Below are 23,192 nucleotides of genomic sequence, written 5' to 3'. Positions count from 1 at the left end.
TCGCCCCGCGCACCACCAGCGACCCGATCCCGCTGTCCCTGGCACAACAGCGCATGTGGTTCCTGAACCGCCTCGATCCGGATTCCACCGCCTACAACATCCCCCTCGTCATTCGCCTGTCCGGCGACCTGGACATCGCCGCATTGAATGCCGCGATCACCGACGTGATCACCCGCCATGAGGTTCTCCGAACGGTCTACCCGCAGACGGACGCGGGTCCGGTGCAGGTCGTCCTGCCCGCCCCGGCAGTGAATGCGTCGGTGGCGATGCTGCCGATCCCACAGCCGGAACAGGTCGCCTCGGGCGCGCTCATGGCGGCCATCGGGGCGGAGCTCGGCGCGGGTTTCGACGTCACCGCCAGGGTGCCGTTGCGGGCCAAACTATTGGTGGCCTCCGATTCCGGAGATCCGGACGACGCGCTGGAGTACGTGCTGGTGGTGGTCATGCACCACATCGCAGGTGACGGGAGTTCGCTGGTTCCGCTGGCACGAGACGTCATGACGGCGTATGCCGCGCGCAGGCGGGGTGCGACGCCGCAGTGGTCGCCGTTGCCGGTGCAATATGCCGATTACACCCTGTGGCAGCGGGAGTTGCTGGGGTCCGAGGGCGATCCGGAGTCGGTGGTCTCGCGCCAGCTGGGGTTCTGGACCGAGGCGCTCGCTGGCCTGCCGCCGCAGCTCGGCCTGCCCGCCGATCGGCCGCGGCCGGTGGTCATGGACACTCGCGGGCGCAAGGTCGACTTCGGCATCGATGCCGAAACCCATTCGGCGCTCGCCGAATTGAGCAGGAACGCGGGCGCCACGCTGTTCATGACGGTGCATGCCGCGTATGCCGTGCTGCTGGCCCGATTGGCGGGGGTCGCCGATATCGCGGTGGGGACGCCGGTCGCCGGGCGCGGCGATGCGGCGCTCGACGATCTCGTCGGCATGTTCGTGAATACGCTGGTGCTGCGCACCGAAATCGCCGCGGCGGAGAGCTTCGCGGGTCTGCTGGACCGGGTTCGGGCCGCGGACGTCTCGGCGTTCTCGAATACCGATGTGCCGTTCGAGCGGCTGGTGGAGGTGCTGAATCCGGAGCGCTCGACGGCTCGGCATCCGCTGGTTCAGGTCGGGTTCTCCTTCCACAACCAGGTGCGCGCGGAATTCCAGCTGGATGGATTGCGCGCCGCGGCCGTGGATTTCGATTCCGAGGTGGCGCAGTTCGACCTCCAATTGGTCGTCACCGATCGCTATGACGACGCGGGCGCTCCCGCCGGGCTGGCGGCCTCCATGATCTATGCCACCGCCTTGTTCGACGAGGCGACCGTCGCCGGGTTCGCCGAGCGGTTCCAGCGGTTGCTGGCTGCCGTGGTGGCCGAACCGCGGCGTCCGGTCGGGGATCTCGACCTGCTCGGGGCGCCGGAAACGCGGCGCCTGCTGTCGGATTGGAACGGGGGCGAGAGCGGCTTCGCGGCACAGCACCTGTCGCGGGCGTTCGACGCCCAGGTGCGTGCGACGCCGTTCGCCATCGCGCTCGTCGAGGGTGGCCGGGCGCTGACCTATCGGGAGTTCTCCGATCGGGTCAATCGGCTCGCGCGGGTGTTGATGGATGCGGGCGTCGCATCGGACTCGCTGGTGGCACTGGCGATTCCGCGCAGTATCGAGCTACTGATCGCGATGTATGCGGTCATGCGGGCCGGTGGGGCGTATGTGCCGCTGGATCCGGGGCATCCGCTGGAGCGCACCGCGACAGTGCTGGCGGCGGCCGCGCCGCGAGTGGTGATCGTGTGCGCGGAGCGTGCGATGGCGCTGCCGGAGCTACCGGAGGGCGCCGTGACGATCGATGTCGCGGCGGCTGTGGATCAGGCGATCTCGGCCCGGACCATCCGGGACGAGGAGCGGCGGGCCCCGCTGTCCCCGTCCGATACCGCGTACGTGATATTCACGTCGGGCTCGACCGGGAAGCCCAAGGGTGTGGCGCTGCCGCATGCGGCGGTCGCGCATCAATTGGATTGGATGCAGTCGGAGTACCGGCTCGATACCGGGGACGCGGTGCTGTGGACGACCTCCGCGGCCTTCGATCTGTCGGTTTGGGAACTGTGGTGGGCGCTGCGCACCGGCGCTCGCCTGGTGCTGGCTCCCGCGGGCGCACAACAGGATCCGGAAGGGATGCTGGCGCTGGTGCGTCAGGAGTCGGTCACCACGCTGACCCTGGTGCCGTCCCTGCTGGCCATGCTGGTCGATGTCGCGGCGGGCGGGCTGCCCGAATCGCTGCGACGGCTGCTGGTCATCGGTGAGGCATTCCCGGCCGACACCCTGCGCCGCGCACGGGCGGTGACGGATGCCCGCATCGACAACCTGTACGGCCCGACCGAGGCGGCGGTCTCGGTCACCCGGTTCCGGACCGAGGGGGATATCCGCCACGCGGTGGTGCCGATCGGTATGCCGGAGGCCGGGAATCGGGTGTACGTGCTCGACGACCGCCTGCGGCCGGTCCCGGTCGGGGTGACCGGTGAGCTGTATCTGGGTGGTGCGCAGTTGGCGCGCGGGTATTACGGCCGTCCGGATCTGAGCGCGGAGCGCTTCGTGGCCGATCCGTTCGGACCGGCGGGGTCGCGTCTCTATCGCACCGGTGACCTGGTGCGCTGGGTCCGGTCGGACAGTGAATACGGTTTTGGTGTACTGGAATTCGTCGAACGGCGCGATTTCCAGGTGAAGGTGCGCGGTTACCGCATCGAGCTCGCCGAGATCGAGCACGCACTGCGTGCGCAGGCCGAGGTGACCGATGCGGTGGTCGTCGTGCACGGCGACGCCGAGGCGGCGCGGCTCGTCGGATACTTCAGCGCCACCGGTGATCTCGATGCGGCCGCGGTGCGGGCGCGACTGGTCGGACTGCTGCCCGGCTATATGGTCCCGGAAACGCTGGTGTGCCTGGATGCGGTGCCGCGCAATGCCAATGGCAAGGTCGATCGCCCCGCGCTGCCCGAACCGGAGTTCGCCGCACGGGAGTTCCGTGCGCCGTCGACGGTATTCGAACAGATCGTCGCGGATGTCTTCGCCCGGGTGCTGGGCCGCGAGCCGATCGGCGCGGCGGACGAGTTCTTCGCCCTCGGCGGCAATTCGCTGCTGGCCACCCAGGTCGCGGCCAGGCTCGGCGCGGCGGTGGATGCGCGCATCCCGGTGCGGCTGCTGTTCGAGGCGGCCACCGTCGCCGAGCTGGCGGTGCTGGTCGAAAGGCATACGGGGACGGGCGGGCGCACGGCCTTGACCGCCGGTCCGCGACCGGAGCGGCTGCCGCTGTCACTGGCGCAGCAGCGCATGTGGTTCCTGAATCAGTTCGATCCGGAATCGGCGGCCTACAACGTTCCGGCGGCCGTTCGCCGCACCGGCGTCCTGGATGTGCCCGCCCTGCGGGCGGCGGTCGCCGACGTGCTGGAGCGGCACGAGGTGCTGCGGACCGTCTATCCGAATACCGCCGACGGCACGTATCAGCTGATTCTGCCGGTGGCGCAGGCGATTCCGGACCTGACGCCGGAAGCCGTCACGGCCGCCGAGCTACGCGATCGGATCATCGGTGTGGTCGCCGCCGGATTCGATGTGTCCACACAGGTTCCGTTGCGGGCCAGGCTGTTCCGGCTGGATCCCACCGAGCATGTGCTCGTGTTCACCGCCCACCACATCGCGGCCGACGGCTGGTCCATGGGTCCGCTCACCCGGGATGTGATGACCGCGTACGTGGCCCGCACCGCCGGGACGTCGCCCGGCTGGTCGCCGCTGCCGGTGCAGTACGCCGACTACGCGCTCTGGCAGCGTGCGGTACTCGGTTCGGAAACCGATGCGCAGAGCCTGATCTCGACGCAGGCCCGGTATTGGCGGCAGGCCCTGGCCGGTCTGCCGGACGAGCTGAACCTTCCGGCCGACCGACCGCGCCCCATCATGCAGTCCGCGCGCGGCGGCCGGATCGCCTTCCCCATCTCGGCCGAGCTGCGGGATCGCCTGCGCCAGTTGGCGCGTGCGCATCACGCCACCGTGTTCATGGTGGTGCACGCGGCGCTGGCGACCTTCCTGGCGCGCATGTCCGGCACCGCCGATATCGCGATCGGCACACCGGTGGCGGGCCGTGGCGAGGCCGAACTCGACAATGTGATCGGCATGTTCGTCAACACCCTGGTGCTGCGGACTCGGGTCCCGGGTCACGAGAGCTTCGCCGAGCTGCTCGACCGCACCCGCGAGACCGATCTGCAAGCCTTCGCACACGCGGATCTGCCGTTCGAGCGCCTGGTGGAATTGCTGAAACCGGAGCGTTCGACCGCCCGCCACCCGCTGTTCCAGGTCATGCTGACCTTCCAGAACCTGCCCGAGCGCACCTTCGAATTGCCCGGATTGCGGGTCGAGGCCGTCGAATTCGACCTGGACAGTGAGCAGTTCGACCTGTCGCTGACGGTGCAGGAATTCGAGACAGACCGCGACGGCGTCGGCATGCTCGCGGACCTGTCCTTCGCCCGCGACCTGTTCGACGAGGCGACGGTCGCCGGATTCGCGCATCGCTTCGTGCGGCTGCTGGAGGCGATCACGGCCGACCCGGAGCTGCCGGTCGGCGATCTGCCGCTGCTGTCGCCGCCGGAGTACGACCGGTTCACCGGTATGCACGGCGGCCCGGTCATTGCCGAGGGGCTGCTGCCGGATGTGCTGACCGGCGGATTGCGTTGGGGCCCGGACCGGATCGTGGTCCGGGACAATGGCAGGTCGATCACCTACGGCGAACTGGACGAACACTCGTCGCGGCTGGCGCGGGAACTCATCGCGCACGGGGTCGGCCCCGAGACCTCGGTCGTCCTGGCGCTGCCGCGGTCCTACGAGATGATCGCGGCGGTCTGGGCGGTGGCCAAGGCGGGCGGCGCGTATGTCCCGGTCGACCCCACCTATCCGGAGGATCGGGTGCGGCACATGCTGACCGACTCGGGCGCGCTCGTGGGCGTGACCTCCGCGGAATTCGCCGAGAACCTGCCGGATGCGCTGCGATGGCTGGCAATCGACGGCTCGGCTACCCGAACCCTGTGCGACGCAAAGTCATCCGCACCGGTGACGGACGCCGACCGCAGTACGCCCCTGCGCCCCGCGCACCCGGCGCACACCATCTACACCTCCGGTTCGACCGGCCTGCCCAAGGGCGTGACCATCACCCATACCCGGGTGGCCAATCTGACCGCGCACGTGGCCGGGCTGTGCCTGGTGCGACCGCGGCACCGCGTCCTGCACGTCTGCTCACCGAGTTTCGATCAGTCCCTGGAGGAATGGCTGCTCGCCTTCTCCAGCGGCGCGACCCTCGTGATCGCCCCGCCCGGCATGGTCGGCGGCGAGGAACTGGGCGAGCTGCTGCGCGCGGAACGCGTGACCCACACCATGATCACCCCCGCCATGCTGGCCACGGTCGATCCGGAAGGTCTGCCCGACCTCGAGGTGGTGGGCGCGGGCGGCGACGCCACCACCCCCGAACTCCTGGCCAAATGGCAGCCGGGCCGCCGCTTCGCCAATAGCTACGGCCCCACCGAAGCGACCATTTCGTCGGCCTACGCCGTGCTGGTGGCCGGTGTTCCGATCACCATCGGCACCCCGGTTCCCGGCACCACCACCCTGGTCCTCGATGCCCGGCTGCAACCGGTCCCGCCGGGCGTCGCGGGCGAACTGTATGTCGCGGGTCCGGCGGTGGCGCGCGGGTACCTCAACCGGCCGGGCCTGACCGCCGCCCGATTCGTCGCCGATCCGTGGGGACCGCCCGGCGGCATGATGTATCGCACCGGCGACCTGGTGCGCTGGATCTCCCTGCCGGGCGACAAGCCGCACGTCACCGGGAATGTCGGCGACTGGGAGCTGGAATACCTGGGCCGCACCGACTTCCAGGTGAAGATCCGCGGCTTCCGCATCGAACTCGGCGAGATCGACGCGGTGCTCGCCGCCCACGACGCGGTCGACCACGCCGTGACCATCGGCCACGAGACCCCGGCGGGCGTCATGGCGCTGGTCTCCTATATCCTACCTGCACAAGGCCATTCGATCGACCCGGACCTGCTGACCGCCCACGCGGCCCGCAGCCTGCCCGCCCACATGGTTCCCTCGGCGATCATGGTGCTCGACGAGGTCCCGCTGACCCCCGTCGGCAAACTCGACCGAAAGGCTTTGCCGGAACCCGAGTTCAAGGCGCGCCCCTACCGCGAACCGGCCACCCCGATGGAACGCCTGGTAGCCGCGGCCCTGTCCGAGGTCCTCGGCCTCGAGCACGTCGGCGCCGACGACGATTTCTTCGACCTCGGCGGCAACTCCCTGCTGGCCACCCAGGTCATGGCCCGCCTCGGCGGCCGTCTCAACGCGCGGATACCGGTCCGGCTCATGTTCGAGTTCTCGACAGTGGCGGGACTGGCCGTCCGCGTCGCGGAGCTCGCAGGTACCGGCGGCGGCCGACCCGCTCTCACCGCCGCACCGCGGCCGGAACGGATTCCGCTGTCCCCCGCACAACAGCGCATGTGGTTCCTCAACCGCCTCGACCCCACCGCGACGGCCTACAACGTGCCCGCTGCGGTGCGGTTGACCGGTGCGCTCGACATTCCGGCCCTGCGCGCCGCCGTCTCGGATGTCGTCGCCCGGCATGAAGTGCTGCGCACCGTCTACCCGGTGCTCACGCCGCCCCCGGAGAGCGGCGGGCCGGTGCAGATTGTGCTGTCGCCGGAGCGGGCGGCGCCGGAGCTCGAGGTTCGCGCCGTCGCGGCGGGCGAGCTGGGAGAGGCGCTCGCGGAGTTGATGGGAACCGCGTTCGACGTGACTGCCGCACCACCGATTCGGGTGGTGTTGCACGAAATCTCCGACAGTGCGGACGAATACGTGCTTGCGCTGGTCATGCACCGCATTACTGGTGACGGTGCGTCGACCGGACCGCTGACCCGTGATCTGATGACCGCCTACGTCGCGCGGTCGTCCGGGCGGGAACCGATGTGGGCTGCGCTGCCGGTGCAGTATGCGGATTACGCGCTGTGGCAGCGAGCGGTCCTTGGAGCCGAGGCCGATTCCGCATCGCTGGTTGCCACGCAATTGGCGTACTGACGGACGGCGCTGACGGATTTGCCCGATCAGCTGGAATTGCCGACCGATCGGCCGCGACCTGCCGTGCAGTCGTTCCGCGGGCGGGCGGCGCGCTTCGTCATCGATGCGCAGCGGCACGCGGGGTTGGCGGAGCTCGCGCGGGCGCACAATGCGTCGCTGTTCATGGTGGTGCGAACCGTCCTGGCGGTGCTGCTGGCCCGGTTGTCGGGCACCGCGGATATCGCGGTGGGCACGCCGATCGCCGGTCGCGGCGAACGCGAATTGGACGATCTGATCGGCATGTTCGTGAACACGTTCGTCCTGCGGACCGAGGTGGACCCGAACGCGCGGTTCGCCGCTCTGCTCGCGCAGGTGCGGGAGCGGGATCTCGAGGCGTTCGCCCATGCCGAGGTGCCGTTCGAGCGGCTAGTCGAGGTGCTGAATCCGGTGCGGTCGACGGCGCGGCATCCGCTGTTCCAGGTGGGGTTGTCCTTCCAGAATCTGGCGCCGGATGTGCTGGAACTGCCGGGACTCACGGTGGCTGCGGTCGAACCCGATACGCAGGTGTCGCAGTTCGATCTGCACTGGTTCGTCACTGATACGTACGACGAAGCCGGTGCGCCCGCTGGAATCAGCGGCGCTGTCACCTATGCGACGGATCTGTTCGATCCGGCGACTGTGGACGGCTTCGTGGACCGGTTCCTGCGCATCCTCGACGCGGTCATCGCCGATGAATCGGCCGTGGTCGGAGAGATCGAGGTGCTGGCGCCCGTCGAGCGCCATCGAATCCTGGTGGACTGGAACAGCACTCACGCCGATATCGATGTCGAACCGCGGCCGACGCTGGCCTCGCTGTTCGATGCCGCGGTAGCGGAGCATCCCGACGCCGTCGCGCTGGTGGCCGATGAGGCCGGAACCGGTGTGGGGCAACAGGTGCTGACCTATGCCGAGCTGGATGCCCGGGTGAACCGGCTGGCGCGGTATCTGATCGGGCGCGGGGTCGGGCCGCAGGATCGGGTGGCCGTGGCGATGCGGCGGTCGGTCGATCTGGTGGTCGCCGTCTACGCCATCGTGAAGGCAGGGGCGGCGTATGTGCCGATCGATCCGGATCAGCCCGCGGAACGGACCGGATACATCCTCGAGACCGCGCAGCCGGTCTGCGTGCTGACCACCGCCGATGTGGATTCCGGACTCGAACACGCCGGAACGGTGGTTCGGACCGACGAGCTGGGGCTGTCGGCCTTTACGGACACCCCGGTCACCGATGCCGAGCGGCGGAGCCCGCTGCGGGCGCGGAGCGCCGCGTACGTGATCTTCACGTCCGGATCGACGGGTCGGCCGAAGGGCGTGGCCGTCTCGCACGCGGCCATCGTGAACCGCCTGGTGTGGATGCAGTTCGCCTATCGCCTCACACCTGCGGACATCGTCTTGCAGAAGACTCCGGCGACCTTCGACGTGTCGGTGTGGGAGTTGTTCTGGCCGTTGCAGATCGGAGCGCGCCTGGTGCTGGCCGCGCCGGACGGGCATCGCGATCCGGCCTACCTGGCGCGATTGATCGCGGCGGAGGGTGTGAGCACGGTGCACTTCGTGCCGTCCATGCTCGCCGCGTTCGTCGCCGAACCCGCGGCAGCCGAATACGTAAGTCTGCGGCAGGTTTTCGCCTCCGGTGAAGCCTTGACCGCCGATACCGCGCGGCGTCTTCGCACGCTGACCGGTGCGACGCTGCACAACCTGTACGGGCCCACCGAGGTGGCCGTCGACGTCACCTATCACGAGGTGACCGAGACGGACACGGTCACGGTGCCGATCGGGCGGCCGGTGTTCAACACCAAGGTTTACGTGCTGGATTCGCGCTTGCGGCCGGTGCCCGTGGGCGTCGCGGGTGAGCTGTACCTCGCCGGGACGCAGCTCGCACAAGGCTATGTGGGACGGGCGGATCTGACCTCGGATCGGTTCGTGGCCAATCCGTTCGAACTCGGCGAGCGCATGTACCGCACGGGCGACCTGGTGAAGTGGAATCGCGAAGGTGAGCTGGAGTACCTGGGCCGCACCGACTTCCAGGTGAAGCTGCGCGGACTGCGTATCGAACCCGGCGAGGTCGAGACGGCGCTCATTGCCGAGGAGGCGGTGGGGCAAGCGGTGGTCGCGGTCCGCTCGGACCGTCTGATCGCCTACCTGGTGCCCGCGGCGGGCGCCGAGCTCGACACCGAAGCGCTCCGGCGCTCGCTCTCGCACCGGCTGCCGGGCTATATGGTGCCGTCGGCCTTCGTTGTGCTGGATGCCTTCCCGCTCAATGCCTCCGGCAAGCTGGATCGCCGGGCGCTGCCGGATCCGGAGTTCACCGCCGGAGTGTTCCGGGCACCGGCAACGGAACTGGAGTCCACCGTCTGCGCGGTGTTCACCGAGGTACTCGGCATCGAACGAATCGGGTTGGACGACAACTTCTTCGAGCTCGGCGGCACCTCCATGGCCGCCACCCGACTGGCGGCGCGCCTGAGCGAGCTGCTCGGAGAAGCGGTCCCGGTGCTGTGGCTGTTCACCGCATCCACGCCGGACGCACTCGTCGCGGAGATCGCCGCGCGCCGCTCCGGCGCGACCGGTATCGATCCCGAGTCCGCGTTCGACGTGGTGCTGCCGCTGCGCCGGTCGGGGACGGCCGAGCCGCTGTTCTGCATTCATCCGGTCGGCGGCATCGCCTGGTCCTTCGCCGGGCTGGCCGCGCACCTCGATCCGGACCGACCGCTCTACGGCTTGCAATCGCCCGCGCTGAGATCGGATGCGGCGCTGCCGGATTCGATCGAGGACTGGGCGCGCGTCTACGTGTCGGCGATTCGCTCGGTGCAGCCCGGCGGGCCCTATCACCTCCTGGGCTGGTCGCTCGGCGGCGTGCTCGCCCATGCCGTCGCCGTGCGGCTCCAGGAGGAAGGCGAACAGGTCGCCCTCCTGGCCATGCTGGACAGCTACCTCGATCCGCACGCCGGTGAATCCGGGCCGGTCGACCTGTCCGAGGTGGTGGGCGGCCCGCTGGGTGATCAACTGGCCGGGCTGGACTCCGGCCGCCGCGCCCGGATCATCGACGCGGCGCTGCACTCGGTGGCCCTCACCGGCGCCTACCGCCCCCGCCGCTTCAAGGGCGACCTGCTGTATTTCACTGCCGCCCTGGATGATCCGACCTGCACCATCGGCGTCTCCGGCTGGACCGATGCCATCGACGGCATCCTGCACAGCTATGCGGTCCCGGTCACGCACTGGCGCATGACCGCACCCGAGGCGCTCGCCCGGATAGCGCGCGTCCTCGCGCCGGGCAGCGGAAATCCACAGTCACCAATATTGTGAAAAGCCTCTTGTTCACAGTCTTGTTCCGCCAGGATTGGCTGCGGACTTCGAGAAAGGCAATCCGATGAGCAACCCCTTCGATGACGAAGACGCGCAGTTCTACGTGCTGGTCAACGAAGAGGCTCAGCACTCCCTGTGGCCCGTCTTCGCCGCCATCCCCGGTGGCTGGACCATCGCGCACGGGCCCGCGTCCCGTCCGGACTGCCTGGCCTACGTCGAAACGCAGTGGACCGATATGCGTCCCCAATCGCTCATCGACGCCATGGCCGAAGCCGAATAGCCCCGCGGAACACCGTCTTCCGCGCCCCACCCCCCTCGGAAAGGAAATCCATGGAAGGCGTAGACATCGGAGCCATCCTCACCACCGTGCTGAACTTCCTCAGCGCGGGCTCCAGCCTCAACTACAACCCCAACGCCGCCTGATCGGTCGTAACGGCAACTCGCAGAAGGACTCACGACATGGATCTCGGCAGCGCGGGCTTCACCAGCCTGCTCCAGGCCATAGCCCACCTCATCGGTTCCGGCTCCGGCATCTCGGTGACCCCCGGCACCCCCACCGCCCCCTGAGGCCGCCATGGACAGCGGCAGCGCCATCGACAACCTCCTGGGCCGCCTGGCGGAAATGCTCCTCACCGGCTCCTCCGTCACCTTCCCGCCCACCTCAGGCTCCTGAACGCCCGGGCCGCCAGGGTTTTCGCCCTGGCGGCCCGCGGGTCCATTCACGAATTCCGATCTCCCGGCGATAATTCGGCATGGAGATCATCTTCTTTGTTTTCGGCGTCATCTTCCTGGGCATGTTCCTGCTCATCCTGATCGCGGCGCTGGCCGGTGCCCGCAGGCAGACGCGCGGGCGTCCGCACCGGCGGGGCGGAAGCGACTTCTCCGGCGGAAGCGACTCGGACTACAGCGGCGGCAGTTGGTACGACGGGTCGTCCGGTTCCAGCTACGACAGCGGCGGCTCGAGCTCCAGTGACAGCGGGTCGAGCAGTAGCAGCAGTTCCGACTAGCGCTCGCCATGGTGTTGCGACGGCGTCGTGACACGCGTCATTCCGTGGTTGACTAATTTTTTAGTCAGGAGCTACGCTGCTGGACATGCGACGGCGCACATTTGTTCAGACATCGATGGCAGCGATCGGCAGCTTCTTGCTGGCGGGTTGCTCCGAGCAGGATGCGCCCATCAGCGGCAGCAACGGCAGTGACACGCAGGATGACGGGAGAAAGTGGATGATGCCCGAAGAAGGGCAGCGGCATCTGCGGACGTGGATGGCTTTCGGGGCCAGCGAACGCATTTGGGGCGCGGATCTGGTGCCCGAGGTGCAGCGGAATCTGGCGACCATCGCCACGACGATCGCCCGGTTCGAACCAGTGTCGATGCTGGTCCGGCCGGGCGAGATGGACTTGGCCAAGGGGCTCGTGGGCGCGGCGAACGTCGAGTTGATCGCCGCCGAGATCGACGATCTCTGGATGCGGGACACCGGGCCCGTATTCGTCAATGGCAGTGGTGGACGCGCGGGGGTCGACTTCAACTTCAATGGATGGGGCGAGAAGCAGGAGCATCGCAAGGACGCGAAGGTCGCGCGGATCGCCACTGAGCGCGCGGGGGTCGAGCGGCTGACCACCGATCTCGTGCTCGAGGGCGGCGGTATCGAGGTCGACGGTGAGGGCACGGCGATCATTACCGAGAGCTGCGTGCTCAACAACAATCGGAATCCGGGGTGGAAGAAGCGGGATGTGGAGGAGGAGCTGGCTTATCTGCTCGGGATCGAGAAGGTGATCTGGCTGCCGGGGATCGCGGGCGAGGACATCACCGACGGGCATACCGATTTCTACGCGCGGTTCGCGCGGCCCGGGGTGGTGGTGGCCGGACTGGACAATGATCCGGATTCGTTCGACTACGACGTCACCCGCCGTCATCTCGACATCCTGCATCAGGCCACGGACGTGCACGGACGGCCCTTGCAGGTCGAGGTGCTCGAAGGTCCGTCGACGGTGCGCGAGGACTTCGCCGACGATGATTTCGCCGCGGGGTACATCAATTTCTACGTGTGCAACGGCGCGGTCATCGCACCCGAATTCGGTGATCCCGAGACCGACCCGGCGACCCGCGCCACTCTGCAGCGACTGTTCCCGGATCGCGAGATCGTGCAGATCAATATCGACGGGATCGCCGCCGGTGGTGGCGGTATTCACTGCACCACCCAGCAGGAACCCGCGGCCTGACCCCTACTGTGAGGAATTGTGTCGGAGCGTCAAACCCAGATCCTCGAAGCCGCCGTCCGCGTGATCGCCCAGGACGGAGTCCGCGGCCTGCGCATAGAAAAGCTCGCCGCCGCGGCGGGTGTGTCCACGGCGCTCATCTATTACCACTTCAAGGACCGCGCGGGTGTCCTGTACGCCGCGCTCGAGCACATCAACCACCGCGCTCAGACCTACACCGACCGCGCCTTCTCCGCTGGCGGCCCGCGTGAACGCATCGAGGCCATGCTGCTGCTCGAGCTCCAGGACACCGCGCACGTCCGCGAAACCAGCATTGCCTGGGGCGAATTGCGCGCCAGCGCGGTCTTCAATCCGGACCTGCGCGCCCCCCTGCGCGCCACCACCAACTCCTGGAACGCCGATGTCGAAGTCCTGATCAAGGAGGGCCAGGACACCGGCGTCTTCGCCCCCACCCTGGATGCCGCCGCCATCGCCGAACGGCTCACCACCTTCGTCGAGGGCCTGAGCGAACGCTGGCACAGCGAATCCCTCGCTCTCGACCGCGCCCGCGAACTCCTCTCCGGTGCAATAGCTCTCGAACTCGACCGCAAACCCTGACCACCCACCAGAATGGGCCGGTATGGCTACTTTTGTCCTGATTCACGGCGGCGGCGACGTCGGTTGGTACTGGCACCTGGTCGAAGCCGAGCTACGCGCCCGGGGTCATGAGTCGATAGCTCCGGACCTCCCCTCCGAGGATGATTCGGCCACCCTGACCGACTACGCCGACGCGGTGATCGAGGCGGTGGGCGCCCTGCAGGACCTGGTCGTCGTAGGCCAGTCCTATGGCGGCTTCACCGCCACCCTGGCAGCGGCCCGCCTACCCACCGCCCTCCTCGTCCTCACCGCCGCCATGATCCCGACCCCCGGCGAGTCCGCCTCGGACTGGTGGACCAATACCGACTACGCCCGAGCGGCCAAGGACCAAGCCGACCAAGACGGCGGCAAAACCGGCAACCCCGACCCCTTCATCAGCTACTACAACGGGGTCCCCCGCGCCTTGGCCGAGGAGGCATTGAGCAGGGAACGCAGCGAATCATCCGCCGCCTACAGCGACCCGTGGCCCCTGCCCGCACGGCCGGATATCCCGACGAAATTCGTGCTGTTCCAACACGACCAGTTCTTCCCACCCGCCTTCTTCCGCGACCTCGTCCCCAAACGTCTCGGCATCACCCCCGACGAACTCCCCGGCTGCCACTGCGCGGCCCTGAGCCACCCCCGCGAACTGGCCGACCGCCTGGCGGCCTACGCCGCCGAACAGGGATTGCCCGGCGGCGCATAGCCGTCGAACTTCCCGGCCCGCACACCGGAAGTGAAGTCGTCCCAGGCGGCAGGCTCGAATACCAGCGCCGGACCGGCGGGATCCTTGCTGTCTCGCACTCCCACCGCCCCGGGGATGAAGGCCACTTCGACGCACTCTTGTCCGCCTGAACTGTGGCTCGACTTGAACCAACGCGTCTGGCTCAGTTCAGTGTTCATTTTTGATCTCCTGTTGTGCGGCTAGTCGAACCTTCCGGCGTTCAGTCCGGCCATGAAGTCATCCCAGATTCCGGGCGCTAGGATCAGCGCCGGACCAGAGCGATCCTTGCTGTCTCGCACACCCACCGCGCCGGGGATGAAGGCCACTTCGACGCACTCTTTGGAGCCTCCGCTGCGGCTGCTCTTGAACCACTTGGCTGCTGATAGATCGACGTTCACGTTGAATACTCCTTTGCTGCCCGCCGAAGCATGGCCCTGCTGTTGACTTCGTCCAACGCGGCTCGCTGGATCGTTTGATACGCGTCGGTATATCGGCGGACGATGTGGGGCTTCTCGCTGTACATGTCCCCTGTAAAACCTTCCGCGTAAACGACTGTCGGTTCCAGTGGTTTTCCTTGGTTGTCCGAGTCGAACTCCAGGATCACGACGGGGCCGACCTGTTCACCCGTTGGCATTCCGGCCGAGAACGGCAGGACCTGGAGCGAGATGTTCGGGCGGGTGCCCATATCGGCCAAGGTGCGCAACTGGGTGGCCATGATGGCCGGATTGCCGATTTCACGACGCAGGACAGCCTCGTTCAGGACGACTTTCAGGTTGGTCGGCTTCGCGTTTCGTCTGATCAAGGTCTGCCGACGCATTCGAATCCGGACGCGTGCATCGATCTCGTCGCGGGATGCGAGAGGGTGAGCATCGCTTGCGAGTACGCGTGCGTAGTCCTCGATTTGGAGGAGGCCCGGAACGAACTCCGATTGATAGGTGGTCAGCGTCCGGGCGCCGGATTCCAAACCCATATAGACACTGAAGTTTTCGGGAATCAGTTCGCCGAACCCATGCCACCACGACTTGACCGCCGCCTGTTGCGCGAGGCCGACCAGTGCTGCGGTCAGGTCTTCGCCCAGGCCATAGATCCGGCACAGCTCCTTGACATCGACGATTCGCACACGGTCCGCCTGGCCGCGCTCGAGCCGCTGCAACGTGCTCTTGCCCCACTGCATGAGCGTTGCGGCCTCGACAATCGTCAGGCCCATTGCTTCCCGGCCTTCGCGTAGGTAACGACCAAGTTGTCGGCGCGGGAACGTGCTGCTGGCTGTGTCGGCCATGGCTCATCCTGGACGCTTCGTCGGGACCGTGTTGGGAATGAGTTTGAACCCAAGCTGGGAACGTTGCACGGGTTTTCGTGCGATTGGCTCTGGGTTCCCAATTGTGGGTCCGATTGATCTTTGCCAGGTGTGTGCTTGGGATGCGCCCGGTTCGTGCCCGCCGGGCGCATCCACCCTCTAGTCCGAGGAGGACGAATGAGCCTCAGCTCGAATCCGGCGGATGAGAACCATGCCCGGTCGGATGCTTACCGTGCGGCGGGGCTCACGACCTGGTTCGCTGAAGATCGAATCTGGTTGTGGGCCGGGAACAGTGCGAATGCGATCACCGTGCTCGATGAGATCGGTACCGAGGCGCACCGGCACCTTCAGCAGGTGTGTCTGTATGCGCCGACAGTCGCTCACGACTCCGGGCTGTGGACATTTCTTACCAGTCCGGTCGAGATCGACTCCGATACACAGGAATTCATGGCTCGGCGGTCGATCCTGATCGCCAAGCCGGGCGTCGAAGTGCTGTTGCCATCGCCCGCGGATGAGCATGCTGCCCATCTCTGGTGGATCAGAGAACCGCTGGGGGAGTTGCCGTCCACGAACTACGTGCTCGAGACGCTGTCGATTTGCCACAAAATTCGGTCGCGCCGGGTGGGGGTGATCCGGCAATAATCCGGCATGGAAACACTCTTGGTGTTGGTGGGGTTCGGTTGTCCGCTCGTCTTCCTTTTCGCGGCGCTCGCCGGGCGGAACCAGCCGCCCGGCCAGCCGCCTCGCGGGCGGACGCCGCACAGGCATTGGAACGGTTCGTCATCCGATAGCGGCGGCTACTCGTCGTGGCAGTACGGCGGATCGTACGGATCCGGGTGGGGTGGCGGTTCCGGATATGACAGCGGCGGTTCGAGTTACGACAGCGGCAGCAGCTCGAGCAGTTCCGGCTCCTGCGACAGTGGGTCCAGTAGTTCGAGCAGTGGCTGCGACTAGGGTGCGCGCCTGACCTTCGTCTTGCGGGCCAGCCAGGGGTTGCCGTCCGCGATCAGCGCACCGGATTCGATCAGGGACTGCACGCGCCAGAACAGTGGGGCGTCAGCGACATTCATGTCGGCCATGACCGGGGCTACGACTCGGGCGATGATTGTCGGGTCGGGGCCTGCGGCGGCGAGTAGGGCATTGTCGTAGTGGTCGGCGGGGGCGGAGGTCAGCCCGGATTCGGTGACTATGCGGAACGTTTGGTTCTCCTGCACGAGTTTGCGCCAGTTCCGGCGTGCCGCCGCGTGTTCGGATGCGGTGATACTTCTTGTGCCGCTGAGGGATTCGGCCAGCTTTTCGGGGTATTGAGCGGCGACGGCGACCGGGATCTCGACGACGTCGAAGGATCTGTCGGCCAGTGTGTCGCAGATTTGGTGAAACATCGACAGTTCGGTGGCATTGTCGCGGCTAAACCAGACGACCAGGTTCTCGGCGGAATCCACGGCCGCCCAGTAGTCGGTGAGTTCCCGCGGCAGGTCCGGTGAGCGGCTGATGTCCTCGCCGGTTTCCGCGGCGGCCATCTCGTCCCACCAGCGCCACCATGCGGCGCGCGTCGCGGAGTCTTCGGGCCGGAGTGGTCCGATGGCCAGGCTGTCGGGGAATTCGAGAACGGTGTCATGGGAATGGGCGGGATCGGTGCTGAGCGCGACGCGGAGTGCCCCGGCCGCCGAAGGGCCGCTCGTCAGGTGCAATCTGTCCATTTCACCAGTGTGCCCATTGGTAGCTGAATTCTGGCTGGGGGTTGGCGCTCAGTACCGGCACATCCATTCGCGGCCGTAGTGCTCCGCGTTTCCGCCTTCCAGGTGCACCCAGGTGCCCTCGCCGGGGACGCCGGGCTGGGTGCAGGGGGCGCCTTCTACCGGCGGCGGGCCTTCCTGCTGCGCGGGGGCCGGGGGTGGGCCACCGGCGCTTCCGGTGTCCTGGGCGGCGGCCGTGGCCGGGAAGCCGATGACCGCGACTGCGGCGGTGACGGCGATCAGGGTGCGTTTCATCGGACCTCCTGGAATGCGAGCCGAACATGAATTAACCACAGGGTAGCTTGGGTCAGCGGAGGGGGTAGCGGCGGTCGATGATGTCGAACATATTGGGCTGGCCTGCTTTGTAGAGTTCGCGGTCGATGAGTTTCAGAGGTTCCCAGAGGGGCATGGTGAAGCGTGGGGTGATGGGGGCTTGGGGGTGTGCGGAGCCGGAGGCGTGGAGGATGGCGTTGGCGGCTTGGCGGCCGCCCTCGTTGGCGCCTTCCATGCAGGCTACGTTCATTGGGGTCTTGATCCAGTCGCCCGCCAGGAAGAGGTTGTCGAGGCCGGTCCAGGCGTCGGGGCGGTCGTACCAGGATCCGGGGTTCTGGATGAAAATGGCGTCTTCACAGGCGATTTCGGGGGTGCCCGCACCGGTCAGGGCCGGATCGAGGAACCAGGAGTGCAGTAGGTCGTCGGTGAGCTGGATCTGACCGTCGTCATTGACGTGGGCCTTGATCTGGGACCAGGTTTCGCGGGCTATCTCCTCAGGGGTGCACTTGTTCGCGGGCAGGCCGTTGAAGGTTCCGGGTTCCTCCCATTCGGAGATGATGGCGGACAGGACTTCCCGCACGCTGCCGTCGCCATAGGAGGAGACGGGGCGGTGCCAGAACTGCGCCTCGCTGATGGAGGTCAGGCCCCAGGACGCGTCGTTGTAGCAGACATGGCCATTGGCCAGATCCACGCGTCGGCGCAGGAAGAATTGGATGCCGACCATCCACGCGGACTGGAGGTTTCGGATGCGGTCCAGGGTGGGATCAGCGGCGGTGAGGTCCGCGGAGAGAATGGGCGGCAGCTTGTCGAGGGGGATGGCGGACAGGTAGTGGTCGGATTCGACGGTGTGGCGCGCGCCGGTCGCATCGGTCACGGTGGCCGCGGTGATGTGCGCGCCGTCGACGCCGAAGCCGGTGAGCCGATAGCCCTGGTGGAAGGTGACGCCGATCGAGCGCAGATAGTCGATCCACGGCGTGATCCAGGTTTCGCTGGTGGGGCCGTTGAGGACTCGGTCATTGCCCTTGTTGTCGGAGTCGTTGTTGAGGTTGAGCAGCGACCAGACGTACTCCTCGCCGACCAGTCCGATCGAATGCGCGCTGCAATTGGCGGATTTGGTAGCCACCAGTTCGCGAATGAACCCGTCGCCGAGGAAGCGGTTGTATTCGGGGGAGGAGACATCCAAGCGCGCGAAGTCGGTCCACGTCATTCGCTCCCACTGGCCGAGCTTGCGCTCGGTGCAACTGGATACGTACACCGCCAGCCGTTCGGCCGCGAACACCGCCTCGTGCAGCGGCAGCCGGAACAGGGTCTCGAACACCGACGCCACCGAATCGATGAAACCCTGCGGCGTCATCGGAAACTGGCTGAACGGCAAGGGGAACGGCAGCGGGACGGTGAGATTGTGCCGGTCCATCCCGGCGATCATGGCCGCGCTGAGCCGCACCAGATTGTCCCACACCCCGTGGGAGTTACCCGGAAACGGTATGCGCCGCAGCGTATCCGGCAGATTGTGATAGAAGCCGAAGAAGCTCCGGAACCCGTGTTCGCCGGGCAGTCCGTCCGGTGCGTAGATACTGCGCGTCTTCCCGCCGAAATCACCCAGTGTCTCGAAAACCGTGACGGCGAACCCTCTTTCCGCGAGCTCGTGCGCCGCGGTGAGCCCGGCGGGCCCGGCCCCGAAAATAGCCACGCTCCGCCCGGGTTGCGCATATGCCCGCCCGCCGGTGGGTGCGAGCGTCAGCGCCGCCGCCACACCGCCCACCTTGGCCGCGGTTCCGATGAATCGACGTCGTGATTGCTGCCGCATGAGGTACTCCCGCTCGATCAACTGCGACTATGTTATAGATGATTCTACAAGCTCGAGCATAATTTTCCCAAATCAGAAGCACTCAAGTTTATAGCAATTCTCTCGTGCTGTGGTCAGGGTGGGACAAACCGCCCGAATCCCTACGAACGCGACACCCCCGCAAATGCCCGTGCCGCGACCGGTGTGGTGCCTCGAATAATCAGATTCACCGACCGATACTGAACTCGCTAGTTGCTTGGTATTTTCTAACCGGCACGCGTGGATTGCCGAACATTCGCTGCGGTTCGAACCAACCTGGCAAGGAGTGAGGGCTTGTTATTTCGAACGACACGGTCATTCGGAAAGACGTGCTCGGTCGCCACGGCGGCCGTGGCTGTTGCGGTGGGGATCCTGTGGACCACCGGCACACCCCCGGCGGAGGCGGCGCCCGCCAATTGTCCCGAACTGAATGTGATCGCCGTACCGGGCACCTGGGAAACCTCCCGCGATGAGCACAGTCAGGGCATGCTCGCCCTGGTGACCCGCGGGCTACCGGGCTCGGTACGCACCGATTACGTCAGCTATGTCGCCACCGCCCTGCCCTGGGAGGGCGAGGTCTACGGCTATTCCAAGCGGGAGGCCGTCACCAATCTCCGCGGCATGATCTCCGCCATGTCGTCGCGTTGCCCCGCCACGCGTTTCGCGCTGGTCGGCTACAGCCAGGGCGCGGACGCGGCCGGTGACGTGGCCGCGGAGATCGGCACCGGGCTCGGCGTTGTGCCGCCCGATCGGGTGGCCGCGATGGGTCTGCTGGCCGATCCGCGCCGCTCCCGGACCGATGCGCTGGTCGGCCCGCCGGTGCCGGGCGCGGGTGCGGGCGGGGCGCGCCTGGGCGGGTTCGGCCTCCTGAGCCCGAAGGTGCGAACCTTCTGCGCGGAGGGCGATTTGTACTGTTCGGTGCCCAACGACGATCTAGCCGGACGCTTCGCCGGTCTCTTCACCCAGGCCTCCGCCATGGACCCCTTGCAGGTCGGCAGCTATGTGCTCACCCTGCAATCGATCACGGCCGAGGCGCTGTTCCCCGGTATCAATGCCATTCTCGCCGCGCCGCCGGACGATCCGGCCAGCGAGCAGTGGGCGCGGCAGGTGCAGGAGTTCATCATCTCCGGAGCGCATCAGTCCTATCCGCGCTACGTGGTCGATGCCAATGGCACCACCGCCACCGCGTGGTTGCACAACTGGCTCGTCGACGTGGCCAACCAAGGCGCCTGATCAGTACACGGTGTAGGACTCCCGCGAGAGCCGGAAGCCGTGCCGGGCATAGGGATCCAGACATTCGATATAGGCAGGTAAGACGGTGCAGACCACATCGGCGGCCTGCACCGTCTTGCCGTATTCGATGATCTCGCCCTGCTGCGGATCGAACGGCCGATCGGTGTGGCAGCGGATTTCGGCCGGTCGGCCGTCCCACTGCGAGAACACATCCCCGTAGGTCCCGTGGCAGGTGTCGGGCCGCTGCGGCGGCGCGTAGCTGTACTCCAGGATTTGGCAGACCACGCCCCGAGTTCCGGTGGCGCAGACGATATTCCCACTGGGCGTTCGAAACTGGTCGGTCTGTGAACCGTATGCGGGTCCGGCGGCGCTCATGAGCGCCGCCACCATCCCCGTGGCCGCGGCAATGGCCGCGCGACAGCGTGACTTCATATTTCCCGGTCCCCCTTGCGATCCCGGCGCACTGCCGGACAACACCCGCCGAAGCTGACACCTTCCTATCGCGCCCGGCGTCCGGATCGGTAACCGGAATTCGACTCGCGCCCTCCGCTTCCTGCATTCGCGAATGTTCGGCAAATATATTTGCACCAAGGAAACGCATAAATCACCCGAAACAGTTGGTCCCCGCGCAGTCGCTGATCGCTATTACCGGAGAGGAACAGCATGAGCCGGAGTGACACGGTCGAACCGCTATCCGGTGGCCTGTATTGGGATCGGGACGGCGACATCTGGCAGCGCGAGGACGCTGGCTGGCGACTCATTCTGCAGAGCGGAGTCTCGGTGGATCCGATTTCGTTGTGGGAATGGGAGAGCGGGCACGTCCGCGATTACGCGCCCTTCACGCCCGTGGTCTCATTCGCCGTCGCCGGATAGCGCACCGCCGGTCAGCGACCGGCCCCGGCCCCGAAGAGGGTGATCTCCATCAGGCGAATAACCCTCTCCTGCGGGCAGATGCGCGAGCCAGGGGAGGCGGCGAGATCATCACCGAATACCCGGCCCAGATCGACCACCAACCCGAAGGCGGCGTGCACCAGAATGCGCGCCTCCCCCTCGGAGAGTTCCGGCCGCACCGCCACCAGCAATCGCACCCATTCGGCCACGATGAGCCGCTGCACATTGCGCAGCATGGTGCGTTCCTCCGGCGCGACGTGACCGAATTCCGCGTAATAGACGAAAGTCAGCTCACGTTCGGCGAATGAACCGGCGACATAGAGGTCGATGAGTTTGGTCAGGGCTTCGGCGGAACTCGACGAGGAGGCCACCGCCGGGCCGATGGCCCCGGACACCCGATCCGCCGCCCGCCGGAACGCCGCCGCGAGCAGATCGCCCTTACTGCGGTAGTACCGGTACACCGCGGACGCCGCCGACAGATCCGCCGCCGCGGCAATGTCCTCCACGCTCACATTGGGATAGCCGCGCGCGTGGAACAACTCCACGGCCTTCTTCAGCAGCAGCTCGTGCTTGAACGACTGCGGAATCTCGATGGCCCGCGGCGGCCCGGTCTCGGTTCCCGGCGGCGGCAGTTCACCGTCGATCACCGACCCGCAGGCCGAATGCAGCAGCGCGGTGAGCGTTTTCGCGGGCAGCGCGGCGTGATGGTCGCCAATGCTGCTGATCACGCTGAGCAGCGTCACCGCCCGCACCGCGCGATCGTGCCCGTCCAACTCCGGGCGCACATCCTCGATCAGCTGCCGCAGCGTGGCCAGCGCCGTCGCGAACTGGTCCTCGAGGGTCCGCCGATCGGTCTCGTCGAGATAGCGCCGCTCCCAGCGCACCAGCGCCACGGTGGACCGGTTGGCAATGGTCTCCGCGATCATCTTGTCCAGCACGCTGTCCAGCCGCTGCCGTGGCGTCAGGCCCTCGGCGGCGTCGGGCGGGGTGGCCGCGTCCACGGTCAGCTGTCCCAGCCGCAGCAGCTCCTCCCGGAACAGCGCGTACTTGCTCGGATAGTGCCGATACAGTGCGGCCGAGGAGATTCCGAGACGAGCGGCGATATCCTCCATGCTCACCCCGTGATAGCCGAGCGAGCCGAAGGCGGCCGCGGAGGTGGCGGCGATCTGGGCGCGCCGGTTCTTCGGACGGCGCCGGATCACTCGCTGCGGCTCGACGGTCATATCAGCAATGGTAGCCACCAGGTCTTTTGCGTCCCTGCCGGGTTGATGGCGTTGGCTCACGGCTGTGTCTGCTGGGCGAGCGGGGAGTTGACCTTGTTCACCAGCCAGCGATCCCCGGAACGCTCCAGCCGCATGACCATCGAGAGCTGACCGGGGGCGGGCTTGTTCTGGGTGCCCAGGCTGGTGATGGTCTGACCGATCACCACAATGGCTTCGGCGGAGTCTTCATCGCTGGTGCGAATGGCGCATTGGACGTCGGTGGCCTTGGAGACCACCTCGCCCTGGGTGAGGACCTCGCGCAGATCCTTGCTGGTGGAATCGAACTGCTTGTGCCAGTCGCCGGTCGCGCCGTCGAGGACGCCGGTGAAATAGGCGTCGAGATCCTTGGCGTCGTAGGTGGCGAGCTTGGGGGCATAGGCGCAGGCGGCGGTGCGCGCGGCCTCGCGGGCATCGAGCAGGGCCTGTTTGTCGCGGTCCTGGACGAAGAAGAACACGCTCGATCCCACCGCCGCGCCGAGCACCAGCGCGACGGCGGCGCGCGGCGCGACCCGGCCGCGCGCGCCGAACTCGGGCAGCGCGAAACGCCGTGCCGGGCTTTCGGATTCGGACACGGGCGCCTCCGTGTCCGGCTCCTGCGCGTCCGGCTCCGCGGCCTCCGGCTGCCCGGCTTCCGGCGCTGCGGCTGCCGCCGTCGCGGTGTCGACCACCGCCTCGGCTCCGTCCTCGGCAGGCGCGTCCTTGGTCAACTCGATCTCGCTCATCGGTTCGCT

17 protein-coding genes and 1 pseudogene are annotated in these 23,192 nt (G+C 67.0%); 9 read left to right on the top strand and 9 right to left on the bottom strand.

Annotation, left to right across the window (positions count from 1 at the left end; all coding sequences use genetic code 11):
* Window positions 1–53: 53 nt before the first annotated feature.
* The 6 genes and pseudogenes from NC4_RS44110 (at window position 54) to NC4_RS25085 (ending at window position 13,926) form a co-directional block, all read left to right on the top strand.
* Window positions 54–10,388: pseudogene (locus NC4_RS44110) on the top strand (non-ribosomal peptide synthetase).
* Between the two features lie 64 nt (window positions 10,389–10,452).
* A complete protein-coding gene (locus NC4_RS25105) occupies window positions 10,453–10,668 on the top strand; it encodes an MbtH family protein (RefSeq protein ID WP_067542868.1) in 216 nt (71 codons plus the stop codon).
* Between the two features lie 472 nt (window positions 10,669–11,140).
* Entirely contained in the window at window positions 11,141–11,395 is a 255-nt protein-coding gene (locus NC4_RS25100) for a hypothetical protein (protein WP_067542865.1), read from the top strand.
* A 220-nt stretch (window positions 11,396–11,615) separates the two neighbouring features.
* Window positions 11,616–12,608 carry an agmatine deiminase family protein gene (locus NC4_RS25095; protein ID WP_439957556.1) on the top strand — a complete coding sequence of 331 codons (993 nt, stop codon included), beginning with the start codon at window positions 11,616–11,618 and terminating at the stop codon, window positions 12,606–12,608.
* Between the two features lie 18 nt (window positions 12,609–12,626).
* Window positions 12,627–13,202: a TetR/AcrR family transcriptional regulator gene (locus NC4_RS25090; RefSeq protein WP_067542859.1), complete on the top strand. Its 576-nt coding sequence runs from the start codon at window positions 12,627–12,629 to the stop codon at window positions 13,200–13,202.
* Window positions 13,203–13,224: 22 nt separating this feature from the next.
* On the top strand, window positions 13,225–13,926 hold the full coding sequence (locus tag NC4_RS25085; protein ID WP_067542856.1) for an alpha/beta fold hydrolase: 702 nt from the start codon (window positions 13,225–13,227) through the stop codon (window positions 13,924–13,926).
* Here the strand turns inward: NC4_RS25085 and NC4_RS25080 are convergent.
* Genes NC4_RS25080 through NC4_RS25070 form a run of 3 tightly spaced genes read right to left on the bottom strand, consistent with a single transcriptional unit; the run spans window position 13,890 to window position 15,223 of the window.
* On the bottom strand, window positions 13,890–14,123 hold the full coding sequence (locus NC4_RS25080; protein ID WP_067542853.1) for a DUF397 domain-containing protein: 234 nt from the start codon (window positions 14,121–14,123) through the stop codon (window positions 13,890–13,892). The genes NC4_RS25085 and NC4_RS25080 overlap by 37 nt on opposite strands.
* A gap of 21 nt (window positions 14,124–14,144) precedes the next feature.
* The gene (locus NC4_RS25075; protein ID WP_067542850.1) at window positions 14,145–14,342 is read right to left on the bottom strand and encodes a DUF397 domain-containing protein; all 198 of its coding nucleotides are present in this window, start codon (window positions 14,340–14,342) and stop codon (window positions 14,145–14,147) included.
* On the bottom strand, window positions 14,339–15,223 hold the full coding sequence (locus NC4_RS25070) for a helix-turn-helix domain-containing protein (RefSeq protein ID WP_067542847.1): 885 nt from the start codon (window positions 15,221–15,223) through the stop codon (window positions 14,339–14,341). The genes NC4_RS25075 and NC4_RS25070 overlap by 4 nt, the downstream gene beginning before the upstream one ends.
* A 195-nt stretch (window positions 15,224–15,418) precedes the next feature.
* Here NC4_RS25070 and NC4_RS25065 point away from each other — a divergent pair, with 195 nt between their 5' ends.
* Window positions 15,419–15,883 carry a hypothetical protein gene (locus NC4_RS25065; RefSeq protein WP_067542844.1) on the top strand — a complete coding sequence of 155 codons (465 nt, stop codon included), beginning with the start codon at window positions 15,419–15,421 and terminating at the stop codon, window positions 15,881–15,883.
* A 308-nt stretch (window positions 15,884–16,191) separates the two neighbouring features.
* On the opposite strand, the gene NC4_RS25060 is transcribed toward NC4_RS25065, so the two are convergent.
* Genes NC4_RS25060 through NC4_RS25050 form a run of 3 tightly spaced genes read right to left on the bottom strand, consistent with a single transcriptional unit; the run spans window position 16,192 to window position 19,078 of the window.
* Entirely contained in the window at window positions 16,192–16,941 is a 750-nt protein-coding gene (locus NC4_RS25060; protein ID WP_067542841.1) for a DUF3658 domain-containing protein, read from the bottom strand.
* Between the two features lie 48 nt (window positions 16,942–16,989).
* Complete coding sequence (locus NC4_RS25055; protein ID WP_067542838.1) at window positions 16,990–17,232, bottom strand: hypothetical protein; 243 nt, start codon at window positions 17,230–17,232, stop codon at window positions 16,990–16,992.
* 52 nt (window positions 17,233–17,284) lie between these two features.
* Window positions 17,285–19,078: a hydroxysqualene dehydroxylase gene (locus NC4_RS25050; RefSeq protein ID WP_245721904.1), complete on the bottom strand. Its 1,794-nt coding sequence runs from the start codon at window positions 19,076–19,078 to the stop codon at window positions 17,285–17,287.
* Between the two features lie 348 nt (window positions 19,079–19,426).
* On the opposite strand from NC4_RS25050, the gene NC4_RS25045 reads away from it, so the two are divergent.
* Complete coding sequence (locus NC4_RS25045; RefSeq protein ID WP_067542835.1) at window positions 19,427–20,308, top strand: cutinase family protein; 882 nt, start codon at window positions 19,427–19,429, stop codon at window positions 20,306–20,308.
* Here the strand turns inward: NC4_RS25045 and NC4_RS25040 are convergent, their stop codons facing one another.
* On the bottom strand, window positions 20,309–20,740 hold the full coding sequence (locus NC4_RS25040) for a DUF6636 domain-containing protein (RefSeq protein ID WP_067542832.1): 432 nt from the start codon (window positions 20,738–20,740) through the stop codon (window positions 20,309–20,311).
* A gap of 231 nt (window positions 20,741–20,971) precedes the next feature.
* On the opposite strand from NC4_RS25040, the gene NC4_RS25035 reads away from it, so the two are divergent.
* Window positions 20,972–21,181: a hypothetical protein gene (locus tag NC4_RS25035; protein ID WP_067542829.1), complete on the top strand. Its 210-nt coding sequence runs from the start codon at window positions 20,972–20,974 to the stop codon at window positions 21,179–21,181.
* Between the two features lie 11 nt (window positions 21,182–21,192).
* Here the strand turns inward: NC4_RS25035 and NC4_RS25030 are convergent, their stop codons facing one another.
* Window positions 21,193–22,422, bottom strand: coding sequence for a TetR/AcrR family transcriptional regulator (locus NC4_RS25030; RefSeq protein WP_067542826.1), 1,230 nt, complete (start codon window positions 22,420–22,422; stop codon window positions 21,193–21,195).
* Window positions 22,423–22,478: 56 nt separating this feature from the next.
* Complete coding sequence (locus tag NC4_RS25025) at window positions 22,479–23,183, bottom strand: Rv1363c family protein (RefSeq protein ID WP_245721903.1); 705 nt, start codon at window positions 23,181–23,183, stop codon at window positions 22,479–22,481.
* Window positions 23,184–23,192 lie beyond the last annotated feature (9 nt).

The sequence above is a fragment of the Nocardia crassostreae genome (genome assembly GCF_001613405.1).
Lineage (GTDB): Bacteria > Actinomycetota > Actinomycetes > Mycobacteriales > Mycobacteriaceae > Nocardia > Nocardia crassostreae.
This window is presented reverse-complemented; position numbering and strand designations above follow the sequence as displayed.

Bases quoted from the DNA above. Each gene is read 5' to 3' on its own strand.
- NC4_RS25060 (WP_067542841.1), bottom strand. From the start codon at position 16,941: ATGGACAGATTGCACCTGACGAGCGGCCCTTCGGCGGCCGGGGCACTC.
- NC4_RS25040 (WP_067542832.1), bottom strand. From the start codon at position 20,740: ATGAAGTCACGCTGTCGCGCGGCCATTGCCGCGGCCACGGGGATGGTG.
- NC4_RS25080 (WP_067542853.1), bottom strand. From the start codon at position 14,123: ATGAACACTGAACTGAGCCAGACGCGTTGGTTCAAGTCGAGCCACAGT.
- NC4_RS25065 (WP_067542844.1), top strand. From the start codon at position 15,419: ATGAGCCTCAGCTCGAATCCGGCGGATGAGAACCATGCCCGGTCGGAT.
- NC4_RS25070 (WP_067542847.1), bottom strand. From the start codon at position 15,223: ATGGCCGACACAGCCAGCAGCACGTTCCCGCGCCGACAACTTGGTCGT.
- NC4_RS25100 (WP_067542865.1), top strand. From the start codon at position 11,141: ATGGAGATCATCTTCTTTGTTTTCGGCGTCATCTTCCTGGGCATGTTC.
- NC4_RS25025 (WP_245721903.1), bottom strand. From the start codon at position 23,183: ATGAGCGAGATCGAGTTGACCAAGGACGCGCCTGCCGAGGACGGAGCC.
- NC4_RS25095 (WP_439957556.1), top strand. From the start codon at position 11,616: ATGCCCGAAGAAGGGCAGCGGCATCTGCGGACGTGGATGGCTTTCGGG.
- NC4_RS25105 (WP_067542868.1), top strand. From the start codon at position 10,453: ATGAGCAACCCCTTCGATGACGAAGACGCGCAGTTCTACGTGCTGGTC.
- NC4_RS25085 (WP_067542856.1), top strand. From the start codon at position 13,225: ATGGCTACTTTTGTCCTGATTCACGGCGGCGGCGACGTCGGTTGGTAC.
- NC4_RS25055 (WP_067542838.1), bottom strand. From the start codon at position 17,232: ATGAAACGCACCCTGATCGCCGTCACCGCCGCAGTCGCGGTCATCGGC.
- NC4_RS25035 (WP_067542829.1), top strand. From the start codon at position 20,972: ATGAGCCGGAGTGACACGGTCGAACCGCTATCCGGTGGCCTGTATTGG.
- NC4_RS25030 (WP_067542826.1), bottom strand. From the start codon at position 22,422: ATGACCGTCGAGCCGCAGCGAGTGATCCGGCGCCGTCCGAAGAACCGG.